Annotated in this window: 10 protein-coding genes; all 10 read left to right on the top strand. The window is 57.4% G+C overall.

Annotation, left to right across the window (positions count from 1 at the left end; all coding sequences use genetic code 11):
* The first annotated feature begins 11 nt into the window (after positions 1-11).
* The 10 genes from kdgD (at position 12) to MQW23_RS03765 (ending at position 12,251) form a co-directional block, all read left to right on the top strand.
* Complete coding sequence (gene kdgD, locus MQW23_RS03720; protein WP_252106469.1) at positions 12-929, top strand: 5-dehydro-4-deoxyglucarate dehydratase; 918 nt, start codon at positions 12-14, stop codon at positions 927-929.
* A 95-nt stretch (positions 930-1,024) separates the two neighbouring features.
* The gene (locus MQW23_RS03725) at positions 1,025-2,365 is read left to right on the top strand and encodes an enolase C-terminal domain-like protein (RefSeq protein WP_252106470.1); all 1,341 of its coding nucleotides are present in this window, start codon (positions 1,025-1,027) and stop codon (positions 2,363-2,365) included.
* A gap of 317 nt (positions 2,366-2,682) precedes the next feature.
* The gene (locus MQW23_RS03730; protein WP_252106471.1) at positions 2,683-4,260 is read left to right on the top strand and encodes an aldehyde dehydrogenase (NADP(+)); all 1,578 of its coding nucleotides are present in this window, start codon (positions 2,683-2,685) and stop codon (positions 4,258-4,260) included.
* A gap of 172 nt (positions 4,261-4,432) precedes the next feature.
* Complete coding sequence (locus MQW23_RS03735; RefSeq protein ID WP_252106472.1) at positions 4,433-4,834, top strand: Ldh family oxidoreductase; 402 nt, start codon at positions 4,433-4,435, stop codon at positions 4,832-4,834.
* Positions 4,835-5,460: 626 nt separating this feature from the next.
* Positions 5,461-6,453 (top strand): TRAP transporter substrate-binding protein, encoded by a 993-nt coding sequence (locus MQW23_RS03740; protein ID WP_252106473.1) that lies wholly within the window; start codon positions 5,461-5,463, stop codon positions 6,451-6,453.
* 59 nt (positions 6,454-6,512) lie between these two features.
* Positions 6,513-7,049 (top strand): TRAP transporter small permease, encoded by a 537-nt coding sequence (locus tag MQW23_RS03745; RefSeq protein WP_252106474.1) that lies wholly within the window; start codon positions 6,513-6,515, stop codon positions 7,047-7,049.
* Position 7,050: 1 nt separating this feature from the next.
* A complete protein-coding gene (locus tag MQW23_RS03750) occupies positions 7,051-8,331 on the top strand; it encodes a TRAP transporter large permease (protein WP_252106475.1) in 1,281 nt (426 codons plus the stop codon).
* 106 nt (positions 8,332-8,437) lie between these two features.
* Positions 8,438-9,241: an NAD-dependent epimerase/dehydratase family protein gene (locus MQW23_RS03755; RefSeq protein WP_252106476.1), complete on the top strand. Its 804-nt coding sequence runs from the start codon at positions 8,438-8,440 to the stop codon at positions 9,239-9,241.
* 62 nt (positions 9,242-9,303) lie between these two features.
* Positions 9,304-10,053: a FadR/GntR family transcriptional regulator gene (locus MQW23_RS03760; protein WP_252106477.1), complete on the top strand. Its 750-nt coding sequence runs from the start codon at positions 9,304-9,306 to the stop codon at positions 10,051-10,053.
* Between the two features lie 632 nt (positions 10,054-10,685).
* On the top strand, positions 10,686-12,251 hold the full coding sequence (locus MQW23_RS03765) for an ABC transporter substrate-binding protein (protein ID WP_252106478.1): 1,566 nt from the start codon (positions 10,686-10,688) through the stop codon (positions 12,249-12,251).
* Positions 12,252-12,265: the final 14 nt, after the last annotated feature.

The raw sequence follows: 12,265 nt of genomic DNA on the forward strand, positions 1-12,265 counted from the left end.
GAGGATTTGTAATGAATTTTTCTAAACAAGAGCTTAAAGCCTCCATTACCGATGGCCTGCTGTCATTTCCGGTGACCGATTTCGATGCCAACGGCAAATTCGATGCCGACAGCTATCGCAAGCGCTTGCTGTGGCTGAAGGAGTACGAAGTCTCCGCGCTGTTCGTGGCTGGCGGTACCGGTGAGTTTTTCAATATTACCTTGGACGAGTTCCGTGAAATCGTCGAAGTCGCGGTCGAGACGATCGGCGGCCACGTGCCGATTATCGCCAGCGCCGGCCAAAGCGCCGAGCTTGCCCAGCAGCACGCGAAAATCGCTCAGGAAGCCGGCGCCGACGGCATTCTGCTGATGCCTCCTTACCTGACAGAGTGCTCTCAGGAAGGCATCGTTGAGTACGCGGCAAGCGTCTGCCAGTCGACGGACCTTGGCGTTATCTATTACAACCGCGCCAACGGCTATTTGAACGTCAACGCCGTCAAATCGCTGGCCGACCAGTGCGACAACCTGATCGGTTTGAAAGATGGCAAGGGCGACATGCAGGCGCTCAACATCACCATCAAAACGCTGGGCGACCGCTTGGGCTACGTCGGTGGCGTGCCGACGGCCGAAATCATCGCCGAAGCGTACCTGGCGATCGGCGTCAGCACCTACTCGTCTGCGGTCTTCAACTTCGTGCCCGATATGGCCGTCAAGTTCTACAAGGCGCTGCGTCAGGGCGACAGCGAGTTCGTTGCCAAGGCCACGCGCGAGTTCTTCATTCCTTTCGTTACGCTGCGCGACACCACGCCTGGCTACGCGGTGAGCCTGATCAAGGCCGGCGCTGACATCGTGGGCTATCCCGGTGGCCGCGTACGTGCGCCGCTGACCATGCCCAACGGCGATCAAGTGAATCAGCTGAGAAAGCTCGTCGAGAAGGCCAAGTCGCTTTAAGCGTTTAAAAAGCTCGCCGGGTAACGCCGCCTGCCCGGTCTTGCCCGGCGAGTGCAAAATGACGGTCCATGCTACATGGCCCGGTGGAGACGTGTATGCCCACCCCAAATACGCCCACGATCACCGACATGCGTGTCATCCCCATTGCCGGGCGTGACAGCATGCTGCTCAATATCGGTGGCGCCCACTCGCCGTACTTCACTCGTAATCTGATTATCCTCACGGATAGTGCCGGCAACGTCGGCGTGGGTGAAGCACCCGGTGGCGATACGATCCAACAGTCGCTGGAGAAATCGCGCGAGCTGGTCGTGGGCCAGTCCCTTGGCAAGCTTCGCTCGCTGGTCGCCTCGCTCAACCGTGACGGCCAGAGCGCTGACTTTGAGGATTTCGGCAAGGGCTCCTGGACGTTCGAGCTTCGCGTCAACGCCGTCGCCGCCCTTGAAGCTGCCTTGCTGGACTTGATGGGCAAGTTTTTGGGCGTGCCTGTGGCTGAGCTCTTGGGCAACGGCAAGCAGCGCGACGCGGTCGATGTGCTGGGCTATCTCTTTTTTATCGGCGAGGGCCACTCGACACCGCTGGATTTTCGGCGGGGCACCGACGGGGCGACGCACGATTGGTATCGCCTGCGCGACGAAGCGGCCATGACCCCGCAGTCGGTCATCGAGCTCGCACAAGCAGCTCATGACCGGTACGGCTTCAAGGATTTCAAGCTCAAGGGCGGGGCGCTTCACGGCGAGCAGGAGATCGAGGCGGTCACGGCGCTCCACAACGCATTTCCCGAGGCGCGTACCACCATCGACCCCAACGGTGCCTGGTCACTCCAGCAAGCGATCAGCCTGTGCAAGAACCTGCACGGCGTGATTGCCTACGCCGAAGACCCGTGCGGGGCGGAGCAGGGGTTCTCGGGCCGCGAGATTTTAGCCGAGTTCCGCCATGCGACCGGCCTACCGGTGGCCACCAACATGGTCGCGACAAACTGGCGTGAAATGGCGCACGCGCTAATGCTGCGCTCGGTCGATATACCGCTGGCGGATCCGCACTTCTGGACGCTGTCTGGCGCGGTGCGCGTCTCTCAGCTCTGCCAGGACCATGGCATGACCTGGGGCTCCCACTCCAACAACCATTTCGATATTTCGCTGGCCATGTTCGCCCACGTGGGGGCGGCGGCGGTCGGTCGCACGACGGCGCTGGATACTCACTGGATTTGGCAGGAAGGCGACGCGCGGCTGACCCACAATCCGCCGGAAATCAAAAATGGCCAGGTCGCGGTCACCGATGCGCCGGGCCTTGGAATCGATATCGACATGGCCGAAATCGAGAAAGCTCACGCGCTCTATCGCAGCCTGCCCGCTGGTGGCCGCAACGACGCCACCGCCATGCAGTACCTGATCGACGGATGGACATTTGATCCCAAGCGCCCAGCGCTGGTTCGCTAAACGTTGATGCCCCGGGCACTGCTCGTTCTGCGTCCGGATTGCTAAACCTTTTGGGTTGGCGTTTGTGGCCGTGGCGGTTGGATTGCTGGTGCTGACATTTTGGCAAAGCTATTGCTCGAGTCAGGCGCGCGCCGCGTTCGAGCAGGGTGGCGATTAGCCACCCAATGCCTGATACAAGCGTGCGGGTCTACTAAACCGTACGAGTTCGATTGTGAGCTACACTTTTCGTCTTCGGACGCAAGGATCATGAGCTCGCTTGGGTTGTCTGATGCAAACGTTAGACAGCCAGAAAAACCACTCTCATCGCAGGAGGCAAGATGAATCTAACAGGTGAAATGCTGATCGGACAGAAAGCCGTCAAGGGCTCTCGTGATCCCATTCAGGCCATCAATCCGGCTACCAATGAGCGGCTGGAGCCTGGCTATGCTGGCGGTACGCAAGCAGAGGTAGATCAAGCCTGCCAGCTTGCATGGGATGCTTTCGATGCGTATCGGGAAACATCGCTTGAAGACCGCGCTGTCTTTCTCGAAACCATCGCTGATGAAATCGAAGCGCTGGGCGATGCGCTCGTCGAGCGGGCCGTGGCTGAATCCGGACTACCCCAGGCACGTATTCAGGGCGAGCGCGGCCGTACCTGTGGCCAGCTTCGCATGTTCGCCAAGACGGTTCGCGCCGGCGAATGGCTGGACGTTCGCGTGGACCCGGCCATGCCGGATCGTCAGCCGATGCCGCGTGGTGACTTGCGTCAGCGCCACATCGCGCTGGGTCCGGTCGTGGTGTTTGGTGCCAGCAACTTCCCGCTGGCCTTCTCCGTTGCTGGCGGCGATACGGCGTCTGCACTCGCTGCGGGCTGCCCGGTGATCGTCAAGGCGCACGCGGCTCATCCGGGAACCGGTGAGCTGGTCGGTCGCGCCATTCAGGCTGCGGTGAAGAAGTGCGGCCTGCCGGAAGGCGTTTTCTCGCTGATGTTCGGCTCGGGCCGTGAAGTCGGCACTGCGCTGGTCAGCGACGAGCGTATCAAGGCGGCCGGCTTCACCGGTTCGCGCAGCGGTGGTATCGCGCTGTGGAAGGCCGCTCAGTCGCGTCCGGAGCCCATTCCCTTCTACGCGGAAATGAGCTCGATCAACCCGGTTTTCCCGCTGCCGGCGGCGCTCAAGGCGCGCGGCGAGGAAATGGGCAAGGCCTTCGTTGGGTCTCTCAATATGGGCGCGGGGCAGTTCTGCACCAACCCGGGCCTGGTCATTGCACTCAAGGGGCCGGAGCTTGATGCCTTCCTGAAAGCGGCAGGCGAAGCCGTCGAGAAAAGCGGCGCGCAAACCATGCTCACGCCCGGCATTTTCGAAGCCTACGAGCAGGGCGTACAGAGCCTGCAGGAGAGCGGTAAGGCTCAGGAAGTGGCGCGTGGGCAGAAGGACGAAAGCCCCAACCAGTGCCAGGCGGGGCTATTCAAGACCAGCGCTCAGGATTTCCTCTCAAGCGAAGCGCTACAGGGCGAAGTCTTTGGCTCGACGTCGCTGGTGGTCGAGTGTGCCGACGAAGCCGAGCTCAAGAAGGTCGCCGAGCACCTCGAAGGCCAACTGACCGCAACGCTTCAGATGGACGATGCGGATCTGGACGCGGCGCGCAAGCTTCTGCCCACGCTCGAGCGCAAGGCGGGGCGTATTCTGGTCAACGGCTGGCCGACCGGCGTCGAAGTGTGTGACGCCATGGTTCACGGCGGTCCGTTCCCGGCCACATCCGACTCGCGCACGACCTCGGTGGGTACCGCCGCGATCCACCGCTTCCTGCGCCCGGTCTGCTATCAGGACCTGCCGGAAGGTCTGCTGCCCGAAGCCATCAAGAACGACAATCCGCTCAAGCTGCGTCGTCTGGTGGATGGCAAGCGCGAGCAGTAATCAACGCGTTTGACCGAGCTTGCTTTGAGACCGAGCTTGCGTTGATTGATTGTATCAAGGCCACCTTCGGGTGGCCTTTTTAGGTTCTATCGAGCGAAAAAGTGGTGCGAAGCCACGTTTTGGGTTGACGACAAAATAACGATGTCCGAACACAGGAGAGCCCTCATGGCCGATGTCAGTTTCGATACGATACCCTGCGCGATACGCTCGAAGAAGCGCTGTTGAAGGGGGCTCAAGGCGTGTTTGCGCGCGGTTTCACGCCGAAAGCACGCGCGACGGCGTCCACTCCCATGGCATTGGGCTTATTCCCCGGTTCATCGAGTACGTGACGAAAGGCTGGGTCGACGTGAACGCATCGCCTGAGAGCGTGCATGCGCTCGGCGCGATAGAGGTGCTGGATGGGCGCATAGGCATCGGCGTCATCAATGCGCTGCACGCCACCGAACGGGCCATTGAGCTTGCCAAAGAGCACGGAATGAGGCTGGTGGCGCTGTGTGACACCACCCACGCTGGCTCGTTTGCTCTGGTATATAGGGCGTATCACCGACGTGCGCAAGGTTGGATCTTCATATAGACAATTTTTTACAATGAGATTGTTTAAATAGGGCGTTTTTATTTACTGATCATTAGTGACCGTTACTACACGATCATGTTTTTAGTGGGAAAAATGCTTACAGGTTCAAAGTGATCTCTATCTTATTGAGTAAAAGGAATAAATGTATCTCAGTTGATTAATCGAGTTTTAAAGAGTCAAAGCCGTATTAAAAAGCCAGTGTTTTAGCTTCAAAATTTAAAAAAAGCTATTGCTCTCTATTGAAGGCTGGACTGCCTGCTTTCGCAGAGAGCCGGGTCTTGAAACTTTAGTCTATTTAGACTTTTTACTACTTGCCCGAAAAAAATATCTTGGCTAATTTGAGCAATAGTATTTGTATGATGTACTACAAAGTATCGCAAGAAACCTGGCAAGTAAATCCTGTTTAAAAATGGGCTTTTGCCGGTGTTATAACAGTTCTCAAAAAACTCGTAAAAAAGGCTTTGAAGGCATCACAGCAGGTGCAATCACGTTTTAGAAAGATCATTGATGCAAGTCGTCCGTATCGATAGGCAAGTGGACACACCCCTACTTGCGCCGAGCGTCTGATGTGTCAGTTCGCTTAATGAAAGCTGTAAAAACAACGACATAACAAGAGGTTTCAAGCGATGAAAACAGCACTAATCCGTCGTCAAACGGTCATGGCGTTTACCAGCGTCACACTTTTGGCCGCCGCCGTTTCTGCCCAAGCCGAGGATTGGCGCGGCTGGAATATCCATCCGGATGGCTATCCTAATACCGTAGCGCTGGAAGCGTTCGCCGAAGCCGTCGACGAGCGCACGGAAGGGCGCGTGTCGCCGCGCGTTTACAATAATGGCGTACTGGGCGATCAGTCCGACGCCATCGAGCAAACCCGCAACGGCGCGCTTGATTTCGCCAACTTCAACATGGGGCCGATGGGGCCGATCGTGCCCGAAACCAACGTCTTCTCGCTGCCGTTTCTGTTCAACGATGTCGATCACATGCACACGGTCATGGACGGTGAAATCGGTGAGCGCTTTGCCGATGCACTCGAAGACAAGGGCCTGGTCGTACTCTCCTGGTTCGACTCCGGCGCGCGCAGCCTTTACAACACGCAGCGCCCCATTCACACGCCTGAAGACGTCCGCGGCCTGAAAATTCGGGTCATGAACAACGACCTTTACGTGCAGATGATGGAAGCGCTCGGTGGCAACGCGACCCCGATGGCCTACGGCGAGGTATATCAAAGTTTGACCACCGGCGTTTTGGACGGCGCCGAGAACAACTATCCGTCGTTTGAATCCAGCAACCACTACGAAGCCGCCGGCTACTTCTCGCTCACCGAGCACCTGATCATTCCGGAGTGTTTGTGCGTGGCCAAGGCGAGCTGGGATGCGCTCTCCGAGGAGGACCAGGAGATCGTTCGCGACGAGGGCATGAAGGCCTCCGAGATGCAGCGTGAGCTGTGGGTCGAAAGCTCGGAAGAGAGCCGCCAGATTGTGCTGGATGCCGGCGTCGAGATCAACGAAGTCGACGACAAGCAAGCCTTCCAGACGCTGATGGAGCCGATGTACGAAGAGTTCATCGCTAACAACCCCGGCACCGGCGAGCTGATCGAAGAGATACGCGCCGCGCAGTAATCTTTCGTTTAATCATCTCCCGGCGGCTCAAGCCGCCGGGAGATAAAAGGAACGGTGTCGTGAGTATAGAAACTAAAACGCCAAGCGATCAGAAGGACCGGGCTTCAAGGGGCTCACTCGATCGCGCGCTGGATGGAATGGCCGGCCTCTGCGTCGGCGTGGCGGGCGTAATGCTGGTCGTTTTGATCGTGACGTTCGGCTGGCTGGTGTTCGGGCGCTACGTGCTCAACGATACGCCGACCTGGGTCGAGCAGACCTCGCTGGTGCTAGTGGTCTACATCACCTGCCTTGGCGCTGCCGCCGGGGTTCGGTATCGAAGCCATCTCAATATCGATTTCGTTCGTGAAAGCTTTCCGCCGCTTTTGCGTGGGCTGATGCATCACATTTCTGACCTGTTCGTGCTGGTGTTCGGCGGATTCATGGCGGTTCAAGGGTGGCAGCTGGTCATGAGCAATACCCAGCGTGCGATCCCCATGATCGGCCTGCCGGAAAGCTATCGCGCCGCGCCGCTGGTGATTTGCGGCGTCCTTATTGCGCTGTTCGCGGCTGTAGATATCCTGCAGCGGTTAATGCCTCGCTCCACCGAGAGGACCTGACATGGGCCTTTTCATTCTGTTCGGACTCTTCTTTTTGGGTCTGGTTGCCGGCGCGCCGGTCGCTTTTGCCGTGGGGTTGGCGGCGGTCGCCACATTTCTTTATGAAGGGCTGCCGCTGTTCGTAGCCTTTCAGCGCATTCTTTCCGGCATTTCGGTTTTTTCGCTGCTGGCGATTCCGTTTTTCATTTTCGCCGGTGAGCTGATGCTGCACGGCGGTATCTCGACGCGTCTGGTGCGGCTGGCCTCGGCCATGGTCGGGCGGATGCGCGGCGGGCTGGGCATGGTCAATATCAGTTCCTCCATGCTGTTTGGCGGTATTTCCGGCTCGGCGGTGGCGGACACCTCGGCGCTGGGGTCCATCCTCATTCCGGTGATGAAGGAAAAAGGCTACGACGCCGACTACGCGGTCAACGTCACGGTGACCTCCTCTGTTGCCGGCGTGGTGATTCCGCCCAGCCACAACATGATCCTTTACGCAGTAGCGGCCGGCGGCGGAATTTCGGTCACGCAGCTCTTTATTGCGGGCATCGTGCCGGGCATCTTGATGTGCTTGAGCCTAGCGGTGGCGGCCTATATCGTTGCCGTGAAGCGCGGCTACAAGGGCGAAGCCTTTCCAGGGTGGCAGGCGCTGCTGTTGAGTCTGGTCGCATCGATTCCGGGGCTAATGACCGCGGTAATCATTGTCGGCGGCGTGCTATCTGGCATTTTGACCGTGACCGAGTCCGGCGCTTTTGGCGCGATCTACGCGGTCATCGTGACGGGGCTCGTCTATCGCGAGCTGACCTGGGCCTCCTTCAAGGCTGCGGTCATCCAGTCGGTCAAGACCACCTCACTGGTCATGATTCTGGTCGGCTGCGCCTCGGCGTTTTCATACCTGCTGGCGCTCTACAACGTGCCGGAGATGCTGACCACGGGGTTGGTGGCCATATCCGATCGGCCGCTGGTCATCTTTTTGATGCTCAACATCATTTTGCTGCTGCTGGGCATGATCATGGACATGGCGGCGCTGATTCTGATCTGCACGCCGATCTTTTTGCCCGTGGCCATGCAGTTCGGCATGGATCCGATCCAGTTCGGCATCATCCTGATGATGAACCTGGGGCTGGGCCTTTGTACGCCGCCAGTCGGAGCGTGCTTGTTCGTTGGCTGTGTGATCGGCAAGATCAAGATTGAGCACGCGGTACGCACCATTTGGCCATTCTTTTTGGCGCTGTTCGTAGCGCTGATGCTGGTCACCTATATCCCGGCTGTGTCGCTGACGCTCCCAGGTCTTTTTAGATAGCGCCAATTGGCGGGGGCGCGTGATGTTCGCATCATGGCGCTACCCGGCAACGCCGAACAGCGCGTGTATTGCCTTTGACGTCACAACCATTTTATAAGGAGTCGGTATGTTGAATCGTTTACTGGTCACGGGAGCCGCCGGGGGCTTGGGCAAAAGTCTGCGCCCACATTTAAAAACGCTTGCAAGCCACGTTCGCCTTTCCGATATCATCCCGCTCGAAAACGCCGAGTCCCATGAGGAGCTCGTTCAAGCCGATTTAAGCGACCCGCAAGCGGTGACGGAGCTGGTGCGCGGCTGCGATGGCATTATTCACCTTGGCGGTATGTCGGTAGAGAGTCCGTGGCAGGATATCCTGAACATCAATATCGCCGGGACCTATAGTCTTTATGAGGCGGCGCGCCTTAACGGCAAGCCGCGTATCATGTTTGCCAGCTCCAACCATACGATCGGCTTTTATGAGCGTCATCAACGCATCGACAGCCAAGTGCCCCAGCGGCCCGACTCGCTTTACGGCGTTTCCAAGTGTTTTGGCGAGAACCTGGCAAGTCTGTATTACGACAAGTTCGGCGTCGAAACCCTGAGCGTTCGTATTGGCTCCTGTTTCGAAAAGCCCGTAGATACCCGCATGATGGCGACCTGGCTCAGCCTCGACGATTTCGTCAGCCTGCTCAAGCGCGCGTTCATGACGCCGCGGCTGGGGCACACGGTGGTTTACGGCGCCTCGAATAATGCAGAACAGTGGTGGGACAATACCCATGCAGGCTTTCTGGGCTGGGTGCCCCGGGATAGCTCCGAGCCCTGGCGCGAGGAAACCGAGGCAAAGGACCAAGGGATCGATGGCAATGACACGGCGGTGCGCTATCAGGGCGGCAAATTTGCGTCCATCGGCCATCCTGACGACGCGCAGTAGCCACAGCCCCGCGTTTTTAAGTTAGAGTGCTAATAACCAATCATAAGGAACGGATAGCGGGTATGGCCAGGCCAACATCGGAGATAGCAGCGTTTAAAGTCAAGCGGGTGACCCAAAATGGAAGTCTGGCCGTTAATGTGGCGGATCAGTTGGAAGCGCTGATCGTTCAGGGAAAGGTGGCCGTTGGCGACAAGCTTCCCACGGAAAATAGTCTATGCGACTCCTTTGGCGTTAGCCGTACGGTCATTCGCGAAGCCATTACCCACCTCAAGTCGCTTGGGCTGGTCGAAACCCGCCGGGGCGTCGGCACCTCGGTACTGCGCGCCTCGAAAATCGAGGCGCTGCCCGCCGAGCGTATCAACCCAACTACCGTCGAGGATATCCTGCATCTGTTGGAGCTGCGCCTGGCGATCGAGCCAGCGGCCGCCGAGCACGCCGCGCTGCGCCATGACGACGACGATAAAGCGCGGCTGGAAACTCAGCATCGCGCCTTTGAAAACGCCTGCGCCGCGCGCTCCCAGGCGCGGGAAGAGGATTATCTTTTTCACTTCGCCATCGCGCGGGCGACGAAAAATCCCTTCTTTCAATCCTTTTACGAGCAGTGGAGCCAAAGCGTGATTCCCCGGGCCAAGCTGGTCAGCAGTGAAATCAACCCGCTCTCGTCCCAGCGCTATCTGGAACGCGTCCAACAGGAGCATACGCGCATCCTCGAGGCGATCCTCGCCCGCGACGGTCAGGCGGCTTTCGAGGCGATGAAGCAGCACCTTGGCCGCGCCCGCGACACCTACGCGCAGTATCGCGACCAGGTGTAAAACTTTTCTTTTCAGCACCTGCCGGATGTTCATTCGACCTTACGGCTGTTTTGGCACGCAAGAAACCACGCTTTTGGGCACTTCAGGCAAGTACTTTGGCGTTTCGATCTCGACGCTAAGCGGGCGGTTTTGCTCGTTGACGGGCGCCTTAATCACGGTCTTGATCTATCCGGTGGCTCAGTCCTTTCAATTAAGCTTGTGGACCGGAAAAGTGGTCCATTCAGGCTTTCTTAGAAAGATCTGGAACATTGGCCATTACATGGTTTTGTGCAATGGCTTGTTTACATTTCATGGTATAGGCCGTCGCTAGACTAATGGATGAGTGTCATGTGAAACAGAAGCTATTAATGTGTTCAAACATATTATGTATTACAAGATAGGAAGAAAGAAGTTTGTATTTTCAGGAGGTAAGCGCTTGGCAGTCATGAGACCGCCTAAAAACACGTTTCATTTCGTATCCACGAAAGCCCGAAAGTTCGAGTCTTCTTTTTTTGATTGCCGGAATTCATAACAAGCTCGTGGTCATCACCATTGAGAAACTTCCGGCCATTCCCAGTTCGATAAAACATATCCAACGACATGTACTGGAGTGTGGTATGAACCGTTTAATCAGGTGTGTGCTTGGTCTAGCCATGATAGCGATGACCCTGAGTGCCCATGCGAATACGCCAAGCGACCAGCTCATCATTGCGCTGAAAATGAGCAATATTCTCTCGCTCGACCCTGCTGCGGCAACGGGTAATGATATCGCGTTCGTCAACGCCAACCTTTACGACACGCTCATCGAGCTGGACCCCGAGGATCCCACGCATATTCAGCCGGCGATCGCTAGTGAGTGGGAGATCGCCGATGACGGTATGGCGATCACTTTCACGCTACGCGACGACATTCGCTTTCACTCGGGTAATGCACTGACTGCGCAAGACGTGGTGTGGAGCTTCGAGCGCGTACTGGATCTCAACCTGGCGCTCGCGACGACCTGGAAGGCACTGGGTTTCACGCAGGACAATGTTTCAGAACTTTTGTCCGTGGCCGGCGATTATCAGGTCGAAATCGCCTTTCCTCGGCAGCTCGACCCCAAACTGGTGTTGTATACCCTCGCGACCAGCCCAAGCGCCTTCATCCTCGATCGTGATCTCGTTCTGGAACATGAGCGCGATGGCGATCTGGGTAACCAATGGCTCACCACGAACGCGGCGGGAAGCGGTGCATTTGAGCTGGATCTGTGGATTCCCCAGGATCGAATCATCATGAAGAGCAATGATCGCTACTGGGGGCAGGTGCCGCAAATACAGCGGGTGGTCATGCGTAATTTGAAAGAGTCCCAGACCATGCGACTGATGATCGAGCGCGGCGATATCGATGTCGCCATCGGCATGTCGGTGCCGGATATTCGCTCACTCGAAGACAGCGACGGTGTCGAAATTCAGACGACCCAACGGGGAACGCTTTACTACGTGGCGACCAGCATGAAAAACGAGATTCTTGCCAATGAACAGGTCAGAAGGGCCATTCGAGGCACGATCAATTACGAAGGCATTAACAATAGCATCATGCCTTATTACGGTATCTTCCATCAGCGGCCCGTCAAGCTTGGGCTACCCGCCACGCTGCCCGAACCGGACTACGCTCTTACCACCGAGCAGGCCAGGGAACTACTGGCCGAAGCGGGCTATGAAGATGGTTTCAACACCACGATAAGAGCGCTAAACGAGTCTCCTTTCATCAACGTCGCCATCAACCTGCAAAGCAGCCTCGAACGAATTGGCATCAACGCAGAGATACTCAGCGGTACCGGTAATCAGGTCTATGGCGCCATGCGTGATCGCAGCTTCGACATTATCGTTGGCCGCGGCGGCGGTGGCTTTGCTCCGCACCCGGATTCCAATCTAAGGCCCTTGCTTCTCAATCCGGATAATTCCGATGCCGCACGGCTAACCAACTTTCAGGGCTGGCGTACGGGGTATCAGAACCGGCGTATCAATGAGCTGATTACTCAGGCCGTTTCCGAAGCCGATGACGAGGTGCAAACCGCGTTGTATGAAGAGGTTCAGTCGATCTACGAAGAAGATATTGGTGCCCTGTTTCCCTTCTCGCAAATGATCAACACGGTTGCCGTCAGAGAGGAAGTGGAGGGCTATCTGGACGACCCCGCTGCCATGACAAGGTTGAGAAGCGTCACCAAGCGGCTCGAATGATTCAATCGTCATCG

It is taken from the genome of Halomonas sp. S3-1-1 (assembly GCF_023757625.1).
GTDB lineage: Bacteria > Pseudomonadota > Gammaproteobacteria > Pseudomonadales > Halomonadaceae > Vreelandella.

What these genes read in the sequence shown, in the direction of transcription:
- kdgD (WP_252106469.1), top strand. Translation starts at nt 12, where the DNA reads ATGAATTTTTCTAAACAAGAGCTTAAAGCCTCCATTACCGATGGCCTG.
- MQW23_RS03725 (WP_252106470.1), top strand. Translation starts at nt 1,025, where the DNA reads ATGCCCACCCCAAATACGCCCACGATCACCGACATGCGTGTCATCCCC.
- MQW23_RS03730 (WP_252106471.1), top strand. Translation starts at nt 2,683, where the DNA reads ATGAATCTAACAGGTGAAATGCTGATCGGACAGAAAGCCGTCAAGGGC.
- MQW23_RS03735 (WP_252106472.1), top strand. Translation starts at nt 4,433, where the DNA reads ATGTCAGTTTCGATACGATACCCTGCGCGATACGCTCGAAGAAGCGCT.
- MQW23_RS03740 (WP_252106473.1), top strand. Translation starts at nt 5,461, where the DNA reads ATGAAAACAGCACTAATCCGTCGTCAAACGGTCATGGCGTTTACCAGC.
- MQW23_RS03750 (WP_252106475.1), top strand. Translation starts at nt 7,051, where the DNA reads ATGGGCCTTTTCATTCTGTTCGGACTCTTCTTTTTGGGTCTGGTTGCC.
- MQW23_RS03755 (WP_252106476.1), top strand. Translation starts at nt 8,438, where the DNA reads ATGTTGAATCGTTTACTGGTCACGGGAGCCGCCGGGGGCTTGGGCAAA.
- MQW23_RS03760 (WP_252106477.1), top strand. Translation starts at nt 9,304, where the DNA reads ATGGCCAGGCCAACATCGGAGATAGCAGCGTTTAAAGTCAAGCGGGTG.
- MQW23_RS03765 (WP_252106478.1), top strand. Translation starts at nt 10,686, where the DNA reads ATGATAGCGATGACCCTGAGTGCCCATGCGAATACGCCAAGCGACCAG.